22 protein-coding genes are annotated in these 23936 nt (G+C 58.0%); 13 read left to right on the top strand and 9 right to left on the bottom strand.

Going from position 1 to position 23936, the window contains the following annotated elements:
* Positions 1-18: 18 nt before the first annotated feature.
* From hslR to ET34_RS0110340, 3 genes are all read right to left on the bottom strand, one after another.
* Entirely contained in the window at positions 19-426 is a 408-nt protein-coding gene (gene hslR / locus ET34_RS0110350) for a ribosome-associated heat shock protein Hsp15 (RefSeq protein WP_031521793.1), read from the bottom strand.
* A gap of 2 nt (positions 427-428) precedes the next feature.
* Positions 429-1106 carry a GMP/IMP nucleotidase gene (yrfG, locus tag ET34_RS0110345; RefSeq protein ID WP_031521792.1) on the bottom strand — a complete coding sequence of 226 codons (678 nt, stop codon included), beginning with the start codon at positions 1104-1106 and terminating at the stop codon, positions 429-431.
* Between the two features lie 64 nt (positions 1107-1170).
* Entirely contained in the window at positions 1171-3309 is a 2139-nt protein-coding gene (locus ET34_RS0110340; RefSeq protein ID WP_031521791.1) for an intracellular growth attenuator family protein, read from the bottom strand.
* 329 nt (positions 3310-3638) lie between these two features.
* On the opposite strand from ET34_RS0110340, the gene nudE reads away from it, so the two are divergent.
* Positions 3639-4199 (top strand): ADP compounds hydrolase NudE, encoded by a 561-nt coding sequence (gene nudE, locus ET34_RS0110335; RefSeq protein ID WP_031521790.1) that lies wholly within the window; start codon positions 3639-3641, stop codon positions 4197-4199.
* A 46-nt stretch (positions 4200-4245) separates the two neighbouring features.
* On the opposite strand, the gene mrcA is transcribed toward nudE, so the two are convergent.
* Positions 4246-6798: a peptidoglycan glycosyltransferase/peptidoglycan DD-transpeptidase MrcA gene (mrcA, locus tag ET34_RS0110330; protein ID WP_031521788.1), complete on the bottom strand. Its 2553-nt coding sequence runs from the start codon at positions 6796-6798 to the stop codon at positions 4246-4248.
* Positions 6799-6918: 120 nt separating this feature from the next.
* Here mrcA and pilM point away from each other — a divergent pair, with 120 nt between their 5' ends.
* The 12 genes from pilM (at position 6919) to trpS (ending at position 17002) form a co-directional block, all read left to right on the top strand.
* Positions 6919-7725: a type IV pilus biogenesis protein PilM gene (pilM, locus tag ET34_RS20955; RefSeq protein ID WP_051640515.1), complete on the top strand. Its 807-nt coding sequence runs from the start codon at positions 6919-6921 to the stop codon at positions 7723-7725.
* The gene (locus ET34_RS0110320) at positions 7722-8267 is read left to right on the top strand and encodes a PilN domain-containing protein (protein ID WP_031521783.1); all 546 of its coding nucleotides are present in this window, start codon (positions 7722-7724) and stop codon (positions 8265-8267) included. Before pilM ends, ET34_RS0110320 begins: the two co-directional genes overlap by 4 nt.
* On the top strand, positions 8251-8727 hold the full coding sequence (locus ET34_RS21265; protein ID WP_051640514.1) for a HofO family protein: 477 nt from the start codon (positions 8251-8253) through the stop codon (positions 8725-8727). The genes ET34_RS0110320 and ET34_RS21265 overlap by 17 nt, the downstream gene beginning before the upstream one ends.
* A complete protein-coding gene (locus ET34_RS22955; protein ID WP_072002008.1) occupies positions 8717-9169 on the top strand; it encodes a HofP DNA utilization family protein in 453 nt (150 codons plus the stop codon). The genes ET34_RS21265 and ET34_RS22955 overlap by 11 nt, the downstream gene beginning before the upstream one ends.
* Positions 9057-10259, top strand: coding sequence for a DNA uptake porin HofQ (gene hofQ / locus ET34_RS0110305; protein ID WP_236633847.1), 1203 nt, complete (start codon positions 9057-9059; stop codon positions 10257-10259). Before ET34_RS22955 ends, hofQ begins: the two co-directional genes overlap by 113 nt.
* A 306-nt stretch (positions 10260-10565) precedes the next feature.
* Entirely contained in the window at positions 10566-11087 is a 522-nt protein-coding gene (gene aroK / locus ET34_RS0110300; protein ID WP_024551072.1) for a shikimate kinase AroK, read from the top strand.
* Between the two features lie 59 nt (positions 11088-11146).
* Positions 11147-12235, top strand: a complete 1089-nt coding sequence (gene aroB / locus ET34_RS0110295) for a 3-dehydroquinate synthase (protein WP_031521776.1) — start codon at positions 11147-11149, stop codon at positions 12233-12235.
* Positions 12236-12413: 178 nt separating this feature from the next.
* A complete protein-coding gene (gene damX, locus ET34_RS0110290; protein WP_031521774.1) occupies positions 12414-13646 on the top strand; it encodes a cell division protein DamX in 1233 nt (410 codons plus the stop codon).
* Between the two features lie 64 nt (positions 13647-13710).
* Positions 13711-14526: an adenine-specific DNA-methyltransferase gene (gene dam / locus ET34_RS0110285; RefSeq protein WP_031521772.1), complete on the top strand. Its 816-nt coding sequence runs from the start codon at positions 13711-13713 to the stop codon at positions 14524-14526.
* A gap of 44 nt (positions 14527-14570) precedes the next feature.
* Positions 14571-15248 (top strand): ribulose-phosphate 3-epimerase, encoded by a 678-nt coding sequence (rpe, locus tag ET34_RS0110280; protein ID WP_031521770.1) that lies wholly within the window; start codon positions 14571-14573, stop codon positions 15246-15248.
* Positions 15241-16002 carry a phosphoglycolate phosphatase gene (gph, locus tag ET34_RS0110275; protein ID WP_031521769.1) on the top strand — a complete coding sequence of 254 codons (762 nt, stop codon included), beginning with the start codon at positions 15241-15243 and terminating at the stop codon, positions 16000-16002. Before rpe ends, gph begins: the two co-directional genes overlap by 8 nt.
* Positions 15995-17002, top strand: coding sequence for a tryptophan--tRNA ligase (gene trpS, locus ET34_RS0110270; RefSeq protein WP_031521767.1), 1008 nt, complete (start codon positions 15995-15997; stop codon positions 17000-17002). Before gph ends, trpS begins: the two co-directional genes overlap by 8 nt.
* 57 nt (positions 17003-17059) lie before the next feature.
* On the opposite strand, the gene cysG is transcribed toward trpS, so the two are convergent.
* The 5 genes from cysG to tsgA all read right to left on the bottom strand — a co-directional run bounded on the left by cysG (position 17060) and on the right by tsgA (position 23679).
* Positions 17060-18433: a siroheme synthase CysG gene (cysG, locus tag ET34_RS0110265; protein WP_031521766.1), complete on the bottom strand. Its 1374-nt coding sequence runs from the start codon at positions 18431-18433 to the stop codon at positions 17060-17062.
* Between the two features lie 11 nt (positions 18434-18444).
* Positions 18445-19254, bottom strand: coding sequence for a nitrite transporter NirC (gene nirC / locus ET34_RS0110260; protein ID WP_031521764.1), 810 nt, complete (start codon positions 19252-19254; stop codon positions 18445-18447).
* A gap of 82 nt (positions 19255-19336) precedes the next feature.
* Positions 19337-19663, bottom strand: a complete 327-nt coding sequence (gene nirD / locus ET34_RS0110255; RefSeq protein ID WP_031521763.1) for a nitrite reductase small subunit NirD — start codon at positions 19661-19663, stop codon at positions 19337-19339.
* Positions 19660-22203, bottom strand: coding sequence for a nitrite reductase large subunit NirB (gene nirB / locus ET34_RS0110250; protein ID WP_031521761.1), 2544 nt, complete (start codon positions 22201-22203; stop codon positions 19660-19662). The genes nirD and nirB overlap by 4 nt, the downstream gene beginning before the upstream one ends.
* Before the next feature lie 291 nt (positions 22204-22494).
* A complete protein-coding gene (tsgA, locus tag ET34_RS0110245) occupies positions 22495-23679 on the bottom strand; it encodes an MFS transporter TsgA (protein WP_031521760.1) in 1185 nt (394 codons plus the stop codon).
* Between the last annotated feature and the right edge of the window lie 257 nt (positions 23680-23936).

Raw genomic sequence — 23936 nt, 5'->3', positions numbered from 1 at the left:
GGACGGCATCGGATTAGGTTATGCCGGGTCGCTGTCGCCGGACTTAAATTTAATCAGGTCGCGGCGCTCTTTTTTATCCGGGCGGCGATCCGGGTGCGGCATCGACAGGGCGTTGAGCTTGCGGGCCGTGGCCATCTTTTCACGCTTCTCAATGCTCTCCTGCGTCTCTTCATAGAGCGCAGTCGCTTCGCTGGCTGGACGCCGCTGATCGGTAATCGCCCTGACGATAATGGTGCGCTCGTCGTTACCCTGGCGCAGTACGAGGGTCGCATTCAGCTCCATTACTTTACTGGGCTTGCTGCGCTGGCCGTTGTAGTGGACTTTGCCGCCCTCGATCATTTCACGAGCAAGCGCGCGCGTTTTATAAAACCGCGCCGCCCAAAGCCATTTATCGAGGCGTACCCCGGTTGCGGGTTTCTCTTTCATGGTCACTCCTCTGGTTGCAGTGCCGGGAGGAAACGGCGGTAGTCGTTCATCCCCGGATGGCGCACATAGGCTTTTTCCGCCATTCCCGAATCCGGATTGGTGACGCCAAGGCAATAGCGGATACCAAATCGGGCAGCGGCATCCAGAATCGGCTCGCTGTCGTCAATGAACAGCGTGCGGCTGGCATCCAGGCCGGTATGGCTGGCCACCGCCTGCCATAACCGCTGATCTTCTTTCGGATATCCAAATGTGTGGGTGGATAGCAATAAATCAAGGTGTGAAGCGAGTCCGGTATGCTCAAGCTTCACGGCCAGGTTATGCGGATGCGCATTCGTCAGCAGAATGCGTCGCTTACCGCAGGCCTTCAGCGCATCAAGGAACGGAACGGTGTCATCGCGCATCACCGCATACGGCCCCTGCGCGGTGGTCATCGCCGTAATGTCCAGCCCGAGGCGCTCGCTCCAGTAGTCCAGACAGTACCAGTTTAGCGTATGCTGCACCGCGTGATACTCCTGCTGGATAAGCTGGTGCGCCGCTTCAAGCGCGATACCGCGGTGCGCGCTCAGGGTTTCCGGAACCAGTTTCTGCCAGAAGTGAGTGTCAAAGGCGAGGTCGAGCAGGGTGCCGTCCATATCCAGCAGAACGGTATCTACGTCCTGCCAGGCGATATCAACATGCATGGAAACTCCAGCCGGAAGGGGAAAGTGCGCGACAGGTTACCATAAACCCGGCGCGCAAAAGCCATCAGAACATCGGGCGGGAGTCGGGGGTAGTGATAAGCCGCGGGTTGAGGCAGCTTTCGTAGTAGTGCTGAATTTCCGTCAGGCGCGCCCGGTTACGCTGATAGCGGCGCAGCGCCAGCACGCCGTTAACGATAACGCAGAGGATCATCGCCAGCAGCAGCAGCGAGATGCCGGTATAGCGCCAGAGGCCGGCGCTATCCGGGATGCTGTGCAGATCGACGTGTACGGTGCCGTTAGCGTCGGTGCGCAACCCGGTGACAATACCTTCTGCGCGGAACGGTGTCTGAATAAGCATTTCAGCCAGGCGCTGGAACTCTTTCCACTGCTCCTGCGCCGGATGTTCATACAGCGGCACCGGCGGCCACGGCTGGTCGACCAAATCGCTGCCCTCATCGCTGATAATCATAAACCCGCCCGGAGCCGGACTGTTCAGCGCCTGGGCTGCGCGCATGGTTTCGCGCGACACGAACGGGGCGATAGAGGTTGCCACCAGGTTATCCAGCGATTCAGCGCTCACCTGACGCAGCAGTACGTTGGTGCCCTGCAACTGGCCGGTGGTGGCGCGTTTGATCAGCGTATTCCAGTCTTTAGTGCCCGCCAGGTTAACCAGCGCGTTTTTCAACCGGACACATTCGTCTTCCGCAGAGCACAGATCCTGGGTTTTCTGCACGATATCGGAGAAATCATCCAGCAGGACCATGCCCGACTGCTGAATGGCAGAGCGCAGGCCCGGATTGACTTTCGCATCCTCGGCGCTTGGATGCAGCTGGCGGGTGATGGCGTCGCTGAGCGCTTCGGCTTTGGTCACGATGTCCGACTGAGGAACCGGCAGCGGCGGAGCGTCATTCCAGATGATTTTTGAACAGTCGAAGGGCATAAACGGGTAGTTCTGGCGCGCGGTATAGCCGCCCGGCATGCGGATGTCGCACATCCCGGTGCCATTCACTTTTAAAGTATCACCTACGCGAATACCCGCCTGCTCAAGCTGATCGACGCTGGTGGCCTCTACCGTCTGCGCGCCTTTCAGCCATGAGACGGTGATTTTCAGTGGCATATCTAATGGCACCCACACGATAAGCATCAGCAGTACCACCAGCGCGCCGGCGGCGATCACCAGGCTTCGCAGCCAGTGCTGGAGCGGGAAGTTTTTTACCTCATCGTGCAGCGACAGGAAGCGGCCCTGGCGCACCACGTGGCGGTCCAGATAGATGTCGATGTCGGTTTCGTGGCCTAAATCCTGATGGATCCACGGCTGCCAGTGCGCCGGATAAATCAGATCGATAATGCCCAGCGAAATATTGTTGATCTGCTCCTGATTTGATTCACCGAACAGACCCCAGCGCTTCGGCGTGCCGCGCAGGCAGTGGATCTCGCGCAGCGCGGTTTGCGCAGGCGGGGCGTACAGCCCCCAGAGACCGGCAGCCAGCAGCATAATTGCGCCGCCGGCAAGCCAGGGCAGCACGATTTCAGGGCTGATCAGACAAAAGAAAAACAGCAGGAACGAGGCGCAGATCAGCAGCGCTTCGCGCATCCCATCCGGGCGGCTCAGGGCGTACTCTTCCTGGGTTTCCTGGCGAATGTTGAGTAACTCAATCTGCTCGCTCTCTTCGCCGCGAATAGAGGCCTGAGTGCCGGTAGCGTTTTCCAGCGCAAAGCCCTGAGATTCGTACAGCGGGTCCTGCAGCGTATGGCCGTTGAGTGCGATCACCAGCGGCAGCGTTTCGGTGCAGATCAGCTCAACTTCGTTATCATCGGTGATGAACTGTTCCCAGAAAGGCGGGAGATGAACCTCAAGCGAATCAAGGTAGTAACGCCATTTATTCGAGTCGTCGGTAGAGAGCCCGTAGCGCGTAATGGAACGGGTTAAGCCGTAAACGGTATTGCTGTGCGCGTTGAGTCGGAGGGTCACGGGAGCGGCGGGTGCGCCAGTCGGTGTCGGCGCCCGCAGAGTGCGAGCCAGCGTGTCGAGATAAGACTCTACTGCGCCGCGTTCTTCAGTCGTTAATCTGCGTGTGGATGCCCCAGCAAACACATGGAGATAAGGTATCTTGTTGCGCTGGCGCGCATTACGCCTGATAACCCATCCAGCAATCACCACACAGGCCAGCATAGCAGCTACTACAATAAACAAGGAGCTCATGCTTTCCCCATTAAACCCATCTTTTTTTCATTACGCGTGGTTGATAGCAACCCTTAAAACATTCAGCCAGTTGAATGATTATCGGCAGGTATCAAGCCTTTCTTGAGGACGTTTTGTCACGCATACCAGCGGTAAATCAATGTTAGCAAAGTCAGAACAGCGGAAATATCAGCAAATTCTTATTACATTTTCAACCTATTGACTTAGCCGAGTCAAAATGATTGCTTTTGTAAAGTTACAGGTATGTAAATAAGGGGCAATTAACATTGCCGAAAGCGTGCGGCATGTCGCACAATGACATCACTTTTATGACCTGCAGACCAGCCATGATGAGTAAACCCTTACAAAAACCCACTATCCTGCATGTCGAAACGGTTGCACGTTCGCGTCTGTTCAACGTGGAGTCCGTGGATCTGGCTTTCAGCAATGGCGAGCAACGTGTTTATGAACGTATGCGCCCGTCAAACCGTGAAGCCGTGATGATTGTGCCCATTATCGACGATCATTTGCTGCTGATCCGCGAGTATGCGGTCGGTATCGAAGCCTATGAGCTAGGTTTCCCGAAAGGGCTTATCGATCCAGGCGAAACCATTTACGACGCCGCCAACCGCGAACTGAAAGAGGAAGTGGGCTTTGGTGCGAACCAGCTGACGTTCCTGAAAAAGCTCACCATGGCCCCGTCTTACTTTTCCAGCAAGATGAATATCGTGCTGGCAGAAGATCTCTATCCTGAATCACTGGAAGGGGATGAGCCAGAGCCGCTGGTGCAGGAGCGCTGGCCGCTGGCGCATCTGATGGATCTGCTCGAAGACCCGGACTTCAGCGAAGCGCGCAACGTCAGCGCGCTGTTTCTTATCCGCGAATGGCTGCGCGCCGAGGGGCGGTTATAGCCTGCGGTCTGCACCAATAAAAACGCGCCTTTCGGCGCGTTTTTTGTCAGAACAGCTCCTGGGTTTCCCCGTTATCGATGATGGTGGTTCCCACCTCCCGCACCGCATGCTGCGTCGGTTGCGTTCCCTCGATAAAGTATTCTGACCGGCTGTTACCACCGTTCGCCAGTTGTCCGGTACTGCGGTCGATGTTAACCGAGACAATACCCGCTGGCGGCGTCAGCGGCTGCTCAGGCACGCCGTCCAGCGCCACTTTCATGTACGCATCCCACGCCGGCTGCGCGCTCTTCGCCCCGCCTTCGTAACCTGAGATCTGGTTCGGAATCGCACCAGACGCAGACGTGCGGCCCAGATCGCGGCGGTGATCGTCAAAACCAATCCACACCGAGGTCACGACGCCCGGACCATAGCCCGAGAACCAGGCGTCCTTCGAGCTGTTGGTGGTGCCGGTTTTCCCGCCGATATCATGACGATTAAGATCGCGCCCGGCACGCCAGCCGGTGCCCATCCAGCCCGGCTCACCAAAGATATTGGTATTCAGGGCGCTCTTAATCAGGAATGCCAGCGGGGTATTGATCACATGCGGCGCATACTGCGGAGCCGGACTCTGGGCAACCAGTTCGCGGTTAGCCTGCTCCAGCTGCGGCATCGGCACGGTTGCATTCTGCTGCTCTTGGGAAATCGCCACGTCTTCGACGTCTTTATTTTCCAGCACGTCAGATTTCGGCGTATCGCCATAAATCACCGGAATGTTGCAGTCGGCGCAGGCGACTTTCGGCTGCGCTTCGAAGAGCGTCTGGCCTTCAACATTCTCGATTTTACTGATGTAGTACGGGTCAATCAGGAAGCCGCCATTCGCCATCACCGCGTAGCCGCGTGCCACCTGCAACGGCGTAAAGGAGGCAGAGCCCAGCGCCAGCGATTCGGTATGCACAATGTTCTGCGCCGGGAAGCCGAAGCGCTGCAGGTACTCTGCGGCGTAATCGACGCCCATTGCCCGCATGGCGCGCACCATTACCACGTTTTTGGACTGGCCCAGACCCTGACGCAGACGAATCGGCCCGGCGTATTCCGGCGGCGAGTTCTTCGGACGCCAGTCGGAACCCGCACCGGCATCCCAGCGGGAAATCGGCACATCGTTGAGAATACTGGCCAGCGTCAGGCCTTTATCCATCGCCGCGGTGTAGAGGAAGGGCTTAATGTTCGATCCCACCTGACGCAGCGCCTGGGTAGCGCGGTTGAACTTGCTGTGGTTGAAGTCGAAACCGCCCACCAGCGCCATCACCGCCCCGTTTTGCGGGTTGATAGAGACCAGCGCTGAGTTCACTTCCGGCACCTGCGCCAGCCACCATTTGTTGTCGGCCTTGCGCACCCAAATCTGGTGCCCGGCCTGAACCACATCGGTAACCTTGCGCGGCGTTGGCCCCTGGGCGGTATCGGAGCGGTACGCGCGCGCCCAGCGCACGGTATCCATCTTCAGCGAGACCGACGAGCCATCAGCCAGCAGCGCGATTGCTTCTGACGGGGTGGCAGACGTCACCACTGCCGGAAACAGCGGGCCGTATCCCGGCACGGTTTTCAGCGTGTCGATAATCTTTTTGCTATCCCACGGGGTTTCGCCCACTTTCCACAGCCGATTGGTCGGACCGCGGTAGCCGTGACGCATATCGTAGTCGAGCACATTCTGACGCAGCGCCGTTTGCGCGCCCAACTGCACCCGGCGGGTGATCGTGGTCGTCACGCGGTATCCGTCTTCGTACGCCTTGTCGCCATAGCGGCTGACCATATCCTGGCGCACCATCTCGGTGAGATAGGGCGCGGAGAAGGCAATTTCCGGGGCGTGATAGTTGGCATCAATCACTTCGTTGCGCGCTTCGTCATACTGCGCCTGGCTGATATAGCCTTCGCTCAGCATACGTGAAAGCACTACGTTGCGACGCGCCACTGCACGATCCATGGAGTAGAGCGGGTTGTAAGTCGATGGCGCTTTCGGCAGACCCGCAATGGTCGCCATTTCGCTCAGCGTTAGCTGATCGACCGCCTTGCCAAAATAAACCTGAGCGGCAGAGCCCACGCCATAGGAGCGATAGCCGAGATAGATCTTGTTCAGATACAGCTCAAGGATCTCGTCCTTGGTCATCATCTGCTCAATGCGAATCGCGAGAAACACCTCTTTGATTTTACGCATCAGGGTGCGTTCAGGGCTCAAAAAGAAGTTACGCGCCAGCTGCTGGGTGATGGTACTGGCACCCTGCGAAGCATGACCGGAAAACAGCGCCACGCTGGCGGCACGGAAAATCCCCACCGGATCGACACCGTGGTGCTCGTAGAAGCGGCTGTCTTCGGTGGCGATAAACGCTTTCACCATCACCGGCGGAATTTCATCGAGGGTCAGCGGAATACGGCGCTTTTCACCGTACTGGGCGATCAGTTCGCCATCCGCACTGTAGATTTGCATCGGGATCTGCAGCCGCACGTCCTTCAACGTCGCGACGTCAGGCAGCTGCGGCTCAACATATTTGTACAGACCGAATATCGAGCCTGCTCCCAGCAGAATGCAACACACTGCAAGGATGAATAGATACTTTACGAACTTCACCGGAAATTTCCCATCTGGTTTCAACTGGGCAGTTTATAAACAAACGCGCGGTAGTATAAAGGCAAGCCAGGAGCATTGATATGTCAATTTTCATCCGTAGCGCCAGGGAGGTCGCCGATTATGACATACGAGCAATGGCAGATAGGTCTGGAAATTCAAGAAGATGGAATAAAGGCGCTGGCGCTGGTTTCTCGCGGCGGACAACTGCGGCTGCGGCGCTGGTGGCAGCTGGCGCTTCCGTCGGGGTGCATCAGTAACGGCAGCGTTGCCGCGCCAGATGCCCTGATTGCCACGTTAACCACCTGGCGTAAAACCCTGCCCTGGCGGCACCGGGTGCGGCTGGGTTTTCCGGCGCACCGCACGCTGATCCGCCAGGTGCCTTTTCCCACCGCCCCGCTTAACGCGCTGGAGTGCGAACGGTATATCGCAGCGGCAACCGCCCGCCAGCTCGGGCTCGCACCGGAAGCCCTGACGCTGGATTACCATTTTGCGACAGATAAGCGGCATTTTATCGTGACGGCGGCGCAGCGCGAAGAAGTGGCGCGGCTGAGTGACTGCGTAGGCCGGGCGGGTTTGCACCTGTCAGCGGTAGCCCCTGACGCCAACGCGCTCTGCACGCTGCTATCCCGGCTGGGTGCACCGCTGCGTGGCGTGGTGAGCTGGCAGGGAGGCAAATGGATTATGGCCTGTGGTAATCACTGGGGATGGGCCGATGCCGTTACCGTCACCGCTTTTGAGCAGGCCTGCGCATTGCTCGGCACACCCGCGGATGAAACGGCCTGGTGCGAATTACCACCGGACATTACCGCTCCGGCGGCGCAGCATTTCAACCCCTGGAGCCTGTTTGGCGCGCCGTCTTCGTTGCCGCCTCGCCCGTTGAGCTGGCTGACCACTATCGCCCTCGCCGCCGGAGGGATGCAGCCATGACGCATCTTGTTAATTTACTGCCCCGTCGCGCGGCACGGCGCAAAGCACAACTGCGCGTGTGGAGTGTGGTGTTGATCGGTTCGCAACTGATTGCTCCAGCCGTTGCGCTTAACCTGCGGGTGACCAGTGAAAATGAGGCTTTGCGGCACTGGCAGTACAGCGAAACGGCGCTGGAACCGTTGCTGGATGAGCGCCTGAGGACCGTCAGCGCTCTGGCTGCGGAAGTAAAAAGCAAAGAGACTGCGATACAACGCCAGGCCGCGCGTCTGGCAGAAAACCAGCGCTGGAAAACGCGGCTCGACCAGCTTGCCTCAACGATACCGGACAGCGTCTGGCTGACGCAGCTGCAGTTCAGTACGGGGTCTATCACGGCGATCGGGAATGCGCTAAATGCCGATGGGCTGAGCGCGTTTTCCTCCCGCCTGTGGCCAGCGCCTGGTTTTCATCAGCCGCGGGTCGGGGCTGTCAGCCGCAATGCGCAAGGGCATGCGGTATTCACCCTGCGCTGGCCCACGGAGGTGAACGATGCATCCGTTCATTGAAACGTGGCTCAGCCTGCGGGCAGCCCCGCGCATTGCCAGCGGTTGTCTGGTGATTGGCGTTATCAGTGTCGCGAATGCCGGGCTTTGCCTTAGCCTGGCAGCAAACAGCGAGCCGGCTGGCCTTTCCCGACCTGAAGAAAACGCCCGTCTGAAAATGCGCCTGCAGCGCTTACCCTCCCGCCACGACCTGGAAGTAAGGCTAACCAGGATAATGAACAGTGTGCCGCCGGCATCTTTTCAGGCATTGAGCTTTTGTCAGCGTCTGGGGGTGAGCTTTGTCAGCTGGCAGCCAGGCGAGCAGAGCGGCGGCGAACTGGTTGCCGATGCTGCGTGGCAGGCCATCCCCGGGTTGTTCGGTCAACTCAGTCAGTATGCGCTGGGCGTGAGCCATTTTTCGCTGGCTCAGGCGGAGGGAAATCTGCGGCTGACGCTGGGCCTGGAGCGAATCGATGCGTACTGAATATCTGCTGGCACCGCTCCTGCTGCTGCTCCTGTCGTCAGCATGGGCACGCGATCCGTTTGCCGCGCCGGACGTGGACTGTCGCGCAGGCGCGGCGGCACAGTGGGCTTACAAAGGGCGTCTGAAGGATGCGCACGGCCTGATGGCCCTTTTACAGGGGGCCGATGGCACGTGGCGGCGCGTGCGGGCAGGTGACGCGCTGGCTGAAGGGCTGCGTATTACCGGGGTAACGCATCACGAGGTCGCGGCAACGGCGCAGCAGCGCTGTCTGCCCGGCACACTACGCTGGATGTTTCAGGAGAAAACACATGAAGGGAATCCTCTTATTACTGTCGCTACTGTGGCTGCCGCTGAGCGCGCAAAGTCGCCAGGAAAATCACGTCTCGCTGACGGTAGACGACGTGCCGGCGGTGCAGGTACTGCAGGCGCTGGCCGCAAGTGAGCAACGTAATCTGGTGATCGCGCCCGGCGTCACGGGCAACATCTCGCTGCAGCTGACTGACGTGCCCTGGAGCCAGGCGTTTCGCACGGTGATTGACAGCGCCGGCCTCTATTCGCGCCGTGATGGTGAAGTGCTGCGGGTTTACCCCGGCGGCTGGCTGGCGGAGCAGGCCGCGAAGCGCGAGGCCACGCAGCAGCAGTCACCGCTGGTGAATGCCACTATGCCATTGAAATATGCCGAGGCGTCGGAGCTGGTGGCCAGCCTGACATCGGGCCTGAAACTGCTCAGCCCACAGGGATCGCTGGTTGCAGATAAGCGCACCAACAGCCTGCTGGTGCGCGATACCCGGGCAGCGATCGAGCGGCTTAGCAAGGTGGTTGACGAGATGGACACGCCACTCGGGCAGGTGGAGCTACTTGCCCATATCGTCACCATGAACCAGCAAAGCCTGAGAGAGCTGGGTGTGAAGTGGGGAAACGGCGAGGCCGATGCCGGCCATCTTTCTGTGGCTGCGGATGTCAGTGTTGCTGACGCCAGCAGCCGGCTTGGTTTTAGTATCGGACGCGTCGACGGGCGCACGCTGGCAGTGGAGCTTTCGGCGCTGGAGCAGCGCCAGCAGGTAGATATTATTGCCAGCCCGCGCTTGCTTGCTTCGCATCAGCAGCCGGCCAGCATCAAACAGGGGAGTGAAATTCCCTATCAGGTATCGAGCGGCGAAAGTGGCGCGACCTCAATCGAATTCAAAGAAGCGGTGCTGGGCATGGAGGTCACACCGGTTATCCAGACGGAGGGGCGAATTCGTCTGAAATTGCGTCTCAGCCAGAATATGCCGGGACAGGTACTCAAGCAGGCGGAAGGAGAGGTGCTTGCTATTGATAAACAAGAAATTGAAACCATCGTTGAGGTAAAAAACGGTGAAACCATCGCCCTGGGCGGCATCTTTCAACAAAAGCATAAAAACGGTAGCGATCGTGTTCCGCTGCTGGGTCAAATTCCCTTGCTGGGAGGGCTGTTTCGGCACGACGGGAAAGATAACGAAAGGCGTGAATTAGTCGTTTTTATTACGCCGCGGTTACTTGCCATAAAATGACTTTCGCTGGTGAAACCCCTGTTTTTTGTCATAAACCTGGCTCCGAAGTTTGACGCGCGGAAGGAATTATCATACAAGGAGTACCGATTTGAGCGTCTGTTCGAGCGGCACTTCCGTGAAAAGCCTTTTCTTTCCTGCGCGTCAGGCGCGGTAATTTATTCGGTTGCCAAACCCGCTTGAGTACTGAGATAATTTTCAGTCTGACTCTCGCACTATCGCTTATGAGGTTTCAGTTCATGTCCTGCTGCGCCGGGTATATGCAAAGCGGGTTTATCATCAACGAATTGTCTTAGTAGTACCAAAAAAATGGCAGAGAAACGCAATATCTTTCTGGTTGGGCCTATGGGTGCCGGCAAAAGCACTATTGGGCGTCAGTTAGCTCAACAACTGAATATGGAATTTTACGATTCTGATCAAGAGATTGAGAAACGAACCGGAGCTGATGTGGGCTGGGTCTTCGATGTAGAAGGCGAAGAAGGTTTCCGCGATCGCGAAGAAAAAGTGATCAATGAGCTGACGGAAAAGCAGGGTATTGTTCTGGCTACCGGCGGCGGTTCAGTTAAATCGCGCGAAACCCGTAACCGACTCTCCGCCCGTGGCGTTGTGGTCTATCTCGAAACCACTATCGAGAAGCAGCTGGCGCGTACGCAACGTGATAAAAAACGTCCGCTGCTGCAGGTAGAGACGCCGCCGCGTGAAGTGCTTGAAGCACTGGCGAACGAGCGTAACCCACTGTATGAAGAAATAGCGGACGTCACCGTTCGTACTGACGACCAGAGCGCTAAAGTGGTCGCAAACCAGATTATTCATATGCTGGAAAACAACTGATTCTGGCTTACTCACACACTCGCCTGCGGGTATAAGTAAAAGAAGGTGGGCTTCGCGTCATGGAGAGGATTACCGTCACTCTCGGGGAACGTAGTTACCCAATCACCATCGCCGCCGGATTGTTCAACGATCCGGCTTCTTTCTGGCCGTTGAAAGCAGGTGATCAGACGATGCTGGTCACCAATGAAACACTGGCGCCGGTGTATCTGGCGAAAGTGCGTCAGGTGCTTGAAGCGGCGGGTGTGAAAGTGGATCAGGTCATTCTTCCAGACGGAGAGCAGTTTAAAAGCCTCTCTGTTCTGGATACCGTTTTTACCGCGCTGCTGGAAAAACCGCATGCCCGTGACACCACGCTTATTGCATTAGGCGGCGGGGTTATCGGCGATCTCACCGGTTTCGCTGCGGCGAGCTACCAGCGCGGCGTTCGTTTCATTCAGGTTCCTACCACGCTGCTTTCGCAGGTGGACTCCTCTGTCGGCGGTAAAACGGCCGTCAACCATCCCCTCGGTAAAAACATGATCGGTGCGTTTTATCAGCCCGCGTCCGTGGTGGTGGATCTGGAGTGCCTGAAAACCCTTCCCGCACGTGAACTGGCCTCCGGCCTTGCCGAAGTGATTAAGTACGGCATCATTCTTGATGGCGCGTTCTTTAGCTGGCTTGAAGAAAACCTGGATGCGCTGCTGGCCTTAGACGGCGCGGCGATGGCGTACTGCATTCGCCGCTGCTGTGAAATTAAAGCCGAAGTGGTGGCTGCCGACGAGCGCGAATCCGGTCTGCGCGCGCTGCTGAACCTCGGGCATACTTTCGGGCATGCAATCGAAGCGCACATGGGCTACGGTAACTGGCTGCATGGCGAAGCGGTTGCTGCGGGAATGGTGATGGCCGCGCGTACTGCACAGCGTCTCGGTCAGTTCGACGAGCAGGACATTACCCGTATCACCACGCTGCTGACGCGTGCAGGGCTGCCAGTTGTTGGGCCACAAAGCATGACGCCCGATACCTATCTGCCGCATATGATGCGCGATAAAAAAGTGCTGGGCGGTGAGCTGCGTCTGGTGCTGCCGCTGGGCATCGGGAAAAGCGAAGTGCGCGGCGGTGTACCGCATGATGTCGTGTTAAGCGCGATTGCTGATTGTCAGCCTGCGTAATCCGGAACATGCTGTGGCGACGCGCGGGTTACGTTTCACGTAAATTCAGCGCGTTCTGCCACGTTAAGCGTTAACGGGTCATATTATTAGAAGGTCTGGTCGCCGTCGTTGGGCGATTTTTAACTTTGGGTAATGCGCAGCGTCGCGAGACCGGCAGAGCCTTTGAGTGGGGTGTTAAATGGATGAGTTCAAACCAGAAGACGAGCTGAAACCCGATCCCAGCGATCGTCCTGCCCGTGGCCGTAAATCTGCAGGCGATAACGAGCCGCAAATCAATTTCGACGATCTGGACGTCGATGGCGACGATCGCCGTCCGTCCCGGTCGCGTCGCGCGCGTGATGAACGCGCTGCCGATGAATATGACCTCGCTCAGACGCCGGATGACGAGGCGGTAACGCGTCCTCGTCCTCGTCGTCGTAAAAGCAAAGCTGCACCGGCTAAAGGCCCTGTTTCGCGCCAGCATCTGATGATGGGCCTGGGCATTCTGGTACTGCTGCTGCTCATTTTCGGCATTGGTTCCGCCCTCAATACCCCATCTACCGATAAGGCGACGGCTGATAATCAGCCGGTTGAACGTAGTATCGATCTCTCCGGTGGCACCGGCGAGACGGCGGCGAACCAGGCCAACGGCGCACAGCCGCAGCCGGGCACGACGTCCGCAGAGAATCCGGCTGCGCCGCAGGATATCTCGGTGCCGCCCGTGGCCGCTACCCCAACCGAAGGCCAGGCACCCGCTACCCCGGATAATCAGCGTCGCGTTGAAGTTCCTGGCGATTTGAACACCGCGCTTACCCAGCAGCAGGGTCAGATCGATAACGTCGCTTCAGGTTCCACGCTGCCTACCGAACCCGCCACCGTCGCGCCCATTCACGGTAGCGAACCGGCGCGTCAGGCTGCGCGTACCGAGCAACCGAGCGGCACTAAAGCTGCACCGGTTCGTGAGCGCCAGCGCGCGGTGATCGAACCTGCGCCGCGTAAGACCGAGACCACGCAGAACAAGCCGCAGGCACCGGCGAAAGCCAGCGAGCCTAAACCGGCTGCGACGAAACCCGCCGCCGCCAAACCGGCAACACCGGCGGCCAGCACCGCGCCGAAAGCCGCTGCCGCTACAGGCACTGCCACTGGCAACGTCGGCGCGCTGAAGTCAGCGCCGGGCAACCATTACACCCTGCAGCTGAGCAGCTCGTCGAACCTGAATAACCTCAACGCGTGGGCGAAGAAAGAAAATCTCAGCAACGTCGTGGTGTATAAAACTACCCGTAACGGTCAGCCGTGGTACGTGCTGGTCAGCGGCGTGTACGCCAGTAAAGATGAAGCGCGTCGCGCGGTCACCACGCTGCCGGCGGACGTTCAGGCGAAAAACCCGTGGGCAAAACCCATTCACCAGGTTCAGGCCGATTTGAAACAATGAGTAAAGCGCACAATGCTGTCGGAGCCTCTCTCCACAGCGGGAGCAGGTAAACCAGTCGGACAGCATGAAAAAAAATCGCGCTTTTCTTAAATGGGCAGGGGGGAAATACCCCCTGCTCGATGAAATAAAACTCCATCTCCCTGAGGGAGACTGCCTTGTCGAACCTTTCGTGGGCGCCGGGTCGGTGTTTCTTAATACCGGTTACCAGCGCTACATCCTCGCGGATATCAACAGCGATCTGATCGACCTTTATAACACGGTAAAACACCGTACCGACGAGTATGTAAGCGAAGCGCGCAAGCTCTTTACGCCTGAAGCCAACGCGTCGGAAACCTACTACCAGCTGCGCACCGAGTTTAATCAGAGCCGTGATGCGTTTCGTCGCGGGCTGCTGTTCTTATATCTCAACCGGCATGGCTACAATGGCCTGTGCCGTTATAACCTGCGCGGCGAGTTCAATGTGCCGTTTGGCCGCTACAAGCGCCCGTATTTCCCGGAAGCGGAGCTGTATCATTTCGCCGAGCGCGCGCAGAACGCCGAGTTCTTTTGCGAGTCCTATGAGGCAAGCATGGGGCGCGCGCAGCAGGGCAGCGTGGTCTATTGCGACCCGCCCTACGCCCCTCTTTCACTGACGGCTAACTTCACGGCGTACCACACCAACAGCTTCGATCTGATCCAGCAGCAGCATCTGGCGACGCTGGCGGAAGGGCTGAAGCGCAATCGCGTGCCGGTGCTGATTTCAAATCACGATACCCTGTTAACGCGCGAGTGGTATCAGGGCGCGGATTCGCTGAAGGTCGTCAAAGTTCGACGCAGCATCAGCAGCAACGGCGGTACGCGTAAAAAGGTGGACGAACTGCTGGCGCTGTATAAAGGCTGATCGCGGTGCGCCGCCACACAGATGCATAATTGATGGAGAAGCGGATGAAACAGTTTTTGATTGCCCCCTCTATTCTGTCGGCGGATTTCGCCAGGCTGGGTGAAGACACCGCAAAGGTGCTGGCAGCGGGTGCTGATGTCGTGCACTTCGATGTGATGGATAACCACTACGTGCCAAACCTTACCATCGGGCCGATGGTATTGAAGGCGCTGCGTAACTACGGCATTACCGCACCGATCGACGTGCATCTGATGGTTAAACCTGTGGATCGCATCATTCCCGACTTCGCCGCGGCGGGTGCCAGCTTCATTACTTTCCACCCGGAAGCCTCCGAGCACATCGATCGTTCGCTGCAGCTCATCAAAGAGCACGGCTGTAAAGCGGGCCTGGTGTTTAATCCGGCCACGCCGCTAAGTTACCTCGATCACGTGATGGATAAGCTCGACGTCATCCTGCTGATGTCGGTTAACCCGGGCTTCGGCGGCCAGTCCTTTATCCCGCATACGCTCGATAAGCTGCGCGACGTGCGCCAGCGTATTGATGCGTCCGGCCGTGATATTCGTCTGGAAGTAGACGGTGGCGTAAAGGTGAACAACATTGCCGACATCGCAGCGGCGGGCGCGGATATGTTTGTCGCCGGTTCGGCGATTTTCGACACGCCGGATTACAAAGCGGTCATCGACGAGATGCGTAGTGAACTGGCGAAGGTGCAGCATGGATAAGTCAGCCAACCTGCGCGGCGTGGCGTTTGACCTCGATGGAACGCTGGTAGACAGCGCGCCGGGTCTGGCGCACGCCGTGGATATGGCGCTGTATGCGCTCGAACTGCCCCAGCCAGGCGAAGCGCGGGTGATTACCTGGATTGGTAACGGCGCGGATGTGCTGATGGAGCGTGCGCTGAACTGGGCGCGTCAGGAGAGGGCAGCACTGCGTGCCGCCTCCGGTAAACCGGCTATCGACGACGCTGATATTCCTCAGGAAGAGCAAGCGCGGGTGCTGCGTAAGCTGTTCGACCGCTATTACGCCGCCAGCGTGGAAGAGGGCAGTTTCCTGTTCCCGGATGTGGAAACGACCCTGGCCGCGCTGCATGCTAACGGTACGCCGATGGCGCTGGTGACCAATAAGCCGACGCCGTTTGTCGCCCCGCTGCTGGAATCCCTCGGCATTGCGCGCTACTTCAGCGTGGTGATTGGCGGTGACGATGTGGAAAACAAAAAGCCGCATCCGGAACCGCTGCTGCTGGTGGCAAAACAGCTGGAGCTGGCTCCGCAGTCGCTGCTGTTTGTCGGCGATTCGCGCAATGATATTCTCGCCGCGCAGGCTGCCGGATTCGTTTCCGTCGGCCTGACCTACGGCTACAACTACGGTGAAGCGATTACGCTGAGCAAACCGGACATGGTGTTCGATCGCTTCCGTGACATTCTGCCCGTCTTCGGGCTTTCGCACAGTGACAATCAGGAATCAGAAAATGAGTAAGCCCATCGTTTTTAGTGGCGCGCAGCCGTCAGGTGAATTGACCATTGGTAACTACATGGGTGCGCTGCGTCAGTGGGTAAACATGCAGGATGAGTACCACTGCATTTACTGCATCGTCGATCAGCATGCAATTACCGTGCGTCAGGATCCTGAGAAGCTGCGCAAAGCCACCCTCGATACCCTGGCGCTTTATCTCGCCTGTGGCATCGACCCGGCCAAAAGCACCATCTTCGTGCAGTCCCACGTGCCTGAGCACGCGCAGCTGGGATGGGCGCTGAACTGCTACACCTACTTCGGCGAGCTGAGCCGTATGACCCAGTTCAAAGATAAATCGGCGCGTTACGAAGAGAACATTAACGCCGGGCTGTTTGATTACCCGGTGCTGATGGCGGCGGATATTCTGCTGTATCAGACCAATCAGGTGCCGGTAGGCGAAGATCAGAAGCAGCATCTTGAGCTGAGCCGCGACGTGGCGAGCCGCTTCAACGCCATTTACGGTGAGATTTTCAAAGTGCCTGAGCCGTTCATTCCGAAATCTGGCGCGCGCGTGATGTCCCTGCTGGACCCGACCAAAAAGATGTCCAAGTCTGACGACAATCGCAACAACGTTATCGGCCTGCTGGAAGATCCGAAAGCGGTGGTGAAGAAACTGAAACGCGCGATGACCGACTCCGATGAGCCGCCGGTGGTACGTTACGACGTGGTGAACAAACCTGGGGTTTCCAACCTGCTGGATATTCTCTCCGGCGTCACCGGCCAGAGCATCGCGGAGCTGGAACAGCACTTTGATGGCAAAATGTATGGTCATCTCAAAGGGGAAGTGGCGGAAGCTGTGTCCGGCATGCTCACCGAGCTGCAGGAGCGCTATCACCGCTATCGCAACGACGAAGCGTTCCTGAATCAGGTGATGAAAGACGGGGCAGAAAAAGCGAGTGCCCGCGCGTCTGAAACCCTGAAGAAGGTGTATGACGCGATTGGTTTCGTCGGCAAGCCGCTGTAAGGCAGCCGTAAACCAAAAGAAAAAGGCAGGGTAACCTGCCTTTTTTACGCCTGACGTTTAGTGGCTTGAAAACCAGTTGAGCTTGTTGCGCAGAGCCACCACCCGCCCGACGATAATCAGGCTCGGGCTTTCTACCTGAGTCGCCAGTTCGCCCAGCTGCGTCAGCACCCCGTCCACCACGCGCTGTTTAACCGCGGTGCCGTTCTCGACCAGCGCCACCGGCATATCCGCTGCCATGCCGTGCTCCAGCAGCTTCTCCTGAATCGTTGCCGCCTGGTTCAGACCCATATAAAACACCAGCGTCTGCTGTTCTGCGGCCAGATTGTGCCAGTCCATCGCGCCGCCGCTTTTCAGGTGGCCGGTAACCAGCCGCACGCTCTGGGCGTAATCGCGATGGGTCAGCGGGATACCCGCATAGGCGGAGCAGCCAGAGGCGGCGGTGATCCCGGGAACTACCGAGAACGGGATCCCGGCGTGGCACAGCGTTTCCAGCTCTTCGCCGCCGCGCCCGAAGATAAACGGATCGCCACCCTTAAGTCGCACCACACGCTTGCCGCGCTGGGCTTCGCGCAGCAGGATCTGATTAATCTCCTCCTGCGGCACGCAATGATAGCCGGCGCGCTTGCCGACAAACACGCGATCGGCGTCGCGGCGCACCAGGTTCATGATCTCATCGGACACCAGGCGGTCGTAGACCACGATGTCCGCCTGCTGGATCTGCTGTAAACCTTTGAGGGTCAGCAGGCCCGCATCCCCCGGTCCGGCGCCCACCAGCACCACTTCACCGCGATTTTCCAGCGGCTCGCTGAACAGCGTCCCGGTAATGGCCTCTACCGCCGCCGCATCCTCATTGGCCAGCGACTGCGCCAGGCGATCGTTGACGAAGAATTTCTCCCAGAAGCGGCGGCGTTCGCTCATGGCGCTGAACGTCTGCTTCACCCGACCGCGCAACTGACCGGCATAGTGGGCCACCTTGCCGAGATGCTGCGGCAGCAGCGCTTCCAGTTTTTCGCGCAGCAGGCGAGCCAGCACCGGTGAGGTGCCGCCCGACGAGACGGCCACCATCAGCGGCGAACGGTCAATTATCGACGGCATGATAAAGCTGGCTTGTTTCGGTGCGTCCACCACGTTACAGAAGATCCGCCGCGCTTCAGCGGCGTCGCTGACCTGTTGATTGACTGCATCGTCATCGGTGGCGGCGATCACCAGCCAACAGGTATCCAGCAGGGCTTCATCAAACGCGCCCTGCGCCAGCGTTAACGCACCGGCATCGGCCCAGACGGTAAACTGCGGGTCGAAGCGCAGGGCGTTAACAGTGAGGCGGGCGCCAGCGTCCAGCAGCAGACGGGCTTTACGCTCCGCAACATCGCCGCCGCCAACCAGCAGGCAGTCACGATCGCGTAACTGGCAAAATATGGGCAGGTGATCCACGACATTACCTCTTAATTATTGGCCGCAGCCTTGGTTATCGCGACGGTCTCCGTACCGGGACGCTCCGCTTCAGGCGTAGCATACCAATAACCCAGCCCCATAAATACGGCACCGGAAAGGGTGTTGCCCAGGGTTACCCACAAAAGGTTATGGCCGATACCTGAAAGGGTGTAGGTCTCGCTGTGATGGCCGAACCAGGAGAGGGCGAACAGCGTCATGTTAGCGACAGAGTGCTCGTAGCCGGAAGCGATAAATGCCAGCAGGCACCACCAGATGGCGATGAACTTCCCGGCGCCTTCAGTGCGGATTGCCATCCAGATTGCCAGGCATACCAGCCAGTTACACAGCGCCCCCTTGAAGAACAGCACCGCTGCCGGCGCGCTGGTTTTCGCCAGTGCCGCGGTGTGCAGCAGGCTGGTATCCACCGGCAGCAGGCTACCGCCACCCCAGGCGTATAGCAGGGCGACAAACACCGACCCCATCAGGTTTCCGAGCCAGGTCTGTGGCAGGATAGTCCACATCTGCCGCTGGTTGATGGTGCCGGCTTTCACGCCGAAGGTAAGAAACATCGTGTGGCCGGTGAACAGCTCGGAGCCAGCGATGATGACCAGCGTCAGGGCGATACCAAAGGTGGCTCCCATCACCAGCGGACGCACCGCAGGTTCGAGCAGATTGCCAAGGGTGAAGATGAGAATAATAGCCATGCCAACATAGGCGCCCGCCATCGCTGAGCCGATCCAGAAGCCGAGCGGACTCTCTTTATTCAGTCGTGCGATGCGTGCCGCGTTGGCCGCACACTTATTGATCGTGTCGGTAAACATAGTAATGCCTCAGGATTAAAAAGAATTCGCTGGCTCCGGTCGGGAGCGGGTAAAAAAACGGGGGCCTTGCGCCCCCGGATTATCAGTTTTTCACCTGGACCATGCCGTCCTGGACGCGCGTCTCGTAATGGGCGACCGAGCGGCTCTCATCTTCCATGCACAGCCCGTCGCGCAGGCGGAAGCGCTGTTTTTTCAGCGGACTGGCAACCCACAGCTCGCCCTGGTGTTCGGCAATCAACCCGCGGGAAAGCACGCTGGACTCAAAGAACGGGTCGATATTGCTGATGGCGTAGACCTGTTCTTCTTTGCCGGGGCGGAAGATGGCGACCTGTTGATCGCCCACCAGCGCACAGACGCCGGTGGCCGGGATGATGTCGTCTATCTGACAAATCGTATTCCACTGGCTCATACGGTTTCCTCCACAAGGGTGACGGGGATACGTTCATATGGCGTAGCCGGACGATGCTGCTGGCGCTCATTCACCACCTGCACATTCGGGTCACGGCGGTCGCTGTTAATGAAGTGTCTGAAACGTACCTGCGCCTGCGGATCGTTGACCGTTTCGGTCCATTCGCAGATCACCGCGTCGCGCAGGCGGGCCATTTCTGCTTCCAGCTGCGCATTCAGGCCCAGCTTGTCGTCGATGATAACGCTCTTGACGTAGTCGATGCCGCCTTCCAGGTTTTCCAGCCAGACTGAAGTGCGCTGCAGCTTATCGGCGGTGCGGATGTAGAACATCATGAAGCGATCGAGGTAGTGCAGCAGCGTTTCGCGATCGAGGTCGGCCGCCAGCAGGTCAGCGTGGCGTGGTTTCATGCCGCCGTTGCCGCAGACGTAGAGGTTCCAGCCTTTCTCGGTGGCGATGATGCCGACGTCTTTACCCTGGGCTTCCGCGCATTCACGCGTGCAGCCGGAAACGCCAAACTTCATTTTGTGCGGCGTGCGGATGCCTTTGTAGCGGTTCTCCAGCTCGACGCCGAAGCCGACGCTGTCGCCGACACCGTAGCGGCACCAGGTGCTGCCGACGCAGGTTTTCGCCATGCGCAGCGCTTTCGCATAGGCGTGGCCGGTTTCGAAGCCGGCGCTGATCAGCTGACGCCAGATTTCCGGCAGGTCGTCTTTCTGCGCCCCGAACAGACCGATGCGCTGCGAACCGGTGATTTTGGTGTAAAGGTTGAATTCGCGGGCAATACGGCCCACTTCCATCAGCCCTTCCGGCGTGATTTCGCCTCCGGCAGAGCGTGGGATCACCGAGTAGGTGCCGTCTTTCTGGATGTTTGCCAGGAAGTTGTCGTTGGTATCCTGCAGCGGCGTGTGCTGCGGTTTGAGCACGTATTCATTCCAGCAGGAGGCGAGCAGTGAACCGACGGTCGGTTTACACACTTCACAGCCGTAGCCTTTGCCGTATTTCGCCAGCAGCTCGTCGAAGGATTTGATGCCTTCGACGCGAATGAGGTGATACAGCTCCTGGCGCGAGAAGGCGAAATGTTCACAGAGGTTGTTGGTTACCTCGATGCCCTGTTTCGCCAGCTCGGCGTTCAGCACCTGGGTCACCAGCGGGATGCAGCCGCCGCAGCCGGTACCGGCTTTGGTTTCGGCTTTCAGCGCCGCAACGGTGTGGCAGCCGCGCCCAATGGCGGCAACCAGGTCGCCTTTCGTGACGTCGAAGCAGGAGCAGATTTGCGCGCTGTCAGGCAGTTTATCGACGCCGATAGAGGGCTTGCCGCTGCTGGCGTGCGCCGGGAGGATCAACGCGTCCGGGTTTTCCGGCAGTTCGATGGCGTTCAGCACCAGCTGCAGCAGGTTGCCGTAGTCGCTAGTGTCGCCCACCAGCACCGCGCCGAGCAGGGTTTTGTTATCCGGGCTGACGATAAGCCGTTTGTAGACCTCTTTGCTTTCGTCGAGATAGACGTAGCTGCGCGCGCCCGGCGTACGGCCGTGAGCATCGCCGATACCGCCTACGTCGACACCGAGCAGCTTCAGCTTGGCGCTCAGGTCGGCCCCTGCAAAGGCATTTTCATGACCCAGCAGATGATCGACGGTTACCTGCGCCATTTTGTAGCCCGGGGCCACCAGACCGTACACGCGGTTGTTCCAGCTGGCGCACTCGCCGATAGCGTAAATATCCGGGTCGGACGTCTGGCAGACATCGTTCACCATGATCCCGCCGCGCTGAGCGATGGCGAGGCCGCATTGATTCGCCAGCTTATCGCGTGGGCGGATACCGGTGGAGAAGACGATGAAATCGACTTCCAGCTCGCTGCCGTCGGCGAAATGCATGGTTTTACGCGCCTCGGTGCCCTGCTGGACGATCTCCTGGGTATTTTTGCTGGTGTGGACGCGCACGCCCATGCTTTCGATTTTACGACGCAGCTGCTCGCCGCCCATCTGATCGAGCTGTTCGGCCATCAGCATGGGTGCGAATTCGATAACGTGCGTTTCAACGCCCAGGTTTTTCAGCGCGCCCGCGGCTTCCAGGCCGAGCAGACCGCCGCCGACCACCGCGCCGCGTTTACTGCGACGCGCGCAGGCTTCGATGGCGTTGAGATCTTCGATAGTGCGGTAAACAAAGCAGTCCTGGGTATCTGAACCTTTAATCGGTGGGATCCACGGATAGGAGCCGGTCGCCATGATCAGTTTGTCGTAATAAACGGTGCGTCCGGCGCTGGAGTGGATCACCTTCTCCTGACGGTTAATGGTGATGGCGCGTTCGCCCACCAGCACCTGCACGCCGCGTTTTTCATACCAGCCTTCGCGGACCAGCGAGAGTTCTTCAGCGGTATGATGAGAAAAGTAAGAGGAGAGGTGGACACGATCGTATGCGATACGGGGCTCTTCACAGAAAACGGTAATTTCAAACTGACCGGGTTCGGCTTTATCGAGAAGCTCTTCGATAAAGCGGTGCCCGACCATGCCGTTACCAATTATAGCGAGTCTGACATTGCTCATTTTTGCCTCGATTTCTATTCTATTACCTCCTACCTTAACGATTCAGCACGCCATCTTATTGATATAGATCAAATACGACTTTGCCTACTACTTAGGTGGTATCCCTATGAATTGTAATGTTTTTTGTAAGCGCTGGAATTGTATGACAATTTATTGAGGGGCGGTTTTTGACTGTTTTTTAAGCGAGACTACTGATTTGGGATTACTCACTTAACCTGACGTTAACAAGCGGAGCGGGGGGTAATGGGGTAGGAAAAAACGTCCCTCTCCGCAGAGAGGGACTGACAGCGATTAATGTGCCGCTGCGGTAGTGGCATGCTGGCGGTGACGCGTCACGAAGCCGAGCACGAAGCACATAATAAAGACCACAGCGTAGAGGCCGTTTGCCGTCATCAGCGCCGCTTTGGTGCCGTGGCTGGCAACAATCGGTGCCGTTACGATGAAGGTCAGCATGGTGCCAACGGTGCCGCAGGTCAGAATAAAGTTAACCAGCTTCGGCGAGGCGACTTTAGTCTGCAGCGAACCCAGGGTGATGATCGAGGTGTAAATCGCGCTGGAGAAGAAGCCCAGTGCCAGAATAAACCACGTCATGTGTTCCGGGTTGCCGTTGATGAAGAAGTACATCAGCACCGTAGCCAGGCCCGCCAGCACGGTCAGAATGCGCTGCAGATCGAAGAAGCGCAGGATGAAGCTGAACGCCCACATGCCGATCATGTACGACATCCAGAAGTTACTCACCAGCTGGCCCTGGTCCCCAATGCTCTTGCCCAGCCCTTCCACATACTTAGGTACCCAGGCGATAAAGCCCAGCTGGCCGAGGATGTAGCAGAGTGCAGCAACGGCCAGGAACAGTACGCCAATACCCCATTTTTCTTTGGCGACCGGCTGGCTGGTGGTGACCGCTTTTTTACCCAGTACCGGGAACTCACAGCCGAAGGTCAGCGCGAAGATAGCCACGTACACCAGACCAATCGCCGCATAGACCCAGTACCACTCAATGGTACGCGCCAGCAGCCACGCCGCCAGCATCGGGAAAATCATCCCGGCCATACTGAAGAAGGAGTCGGTAAACAGCAGACGCGCACCGCGGCTACGGCCTTCATACATATGGGTGATGAGGAAGGTACCGATAGACATGGTGATCCCACTCACCAGGCCGAGTACAAACATGGATGCAGAGAACAGGGCGATGCTGTGGCCCAGCATTAACCCGGCAACCGCGAGCACCATCAGCACAAAGCCGAAGCGCAGCTGGGTTTTCAGCGGGATGATTTCCATCAGCCAGGCATTCAGGAAGATGGAAATCAGGATCCCGGCGTTCAGGAAGGTGAAGGTGTTACTCATGCTGGAAACCGGCAGATTAAAATATTCTGCGATATTTCCCATCACCATCCCGGTGACAATTACCAGCGCACCAGTGAGGGCGTAGGAGAAATAGCTAATCCATGTGAGCTGTAAGCGGTTGCTGTTGGTCATAGCGAGCCTGTGAATAGATGTGTAAAGCGCGTTGACAGCGCAGGGGCGTGCAGATTTTATGCATTCATGTGACGTAATTAAACAATTTGATAGGCGTTTTCTGAAACCAACCCATCAATACATGACTTCTGTCACAGATGTGTATCATACGATAACGTTTGCCTTGCTGAAACAGCTTAAAACATCTTCGTAAAAATAAGTAAAAGGCTGGCGCCTGCGATCGGTGCTCTTTAGAATCAATCCACTTGCAACACTCA

Origin of the sequence: Siccibacter colletis (genome assembly GCF_000696575.1) — a bacterium.
GTDB classification, from domain to species: Bacteria; Pseudomonadota; Gammaproteobacteria; order Enterobacterales; family Enterobacteriaceae; genus Siccibacter; species Siccibacter colletis.
Note: the sequence above shows the minus strand (reverse complement) of the source record. Positions and strands in the feature narration are given on the sequence as shown.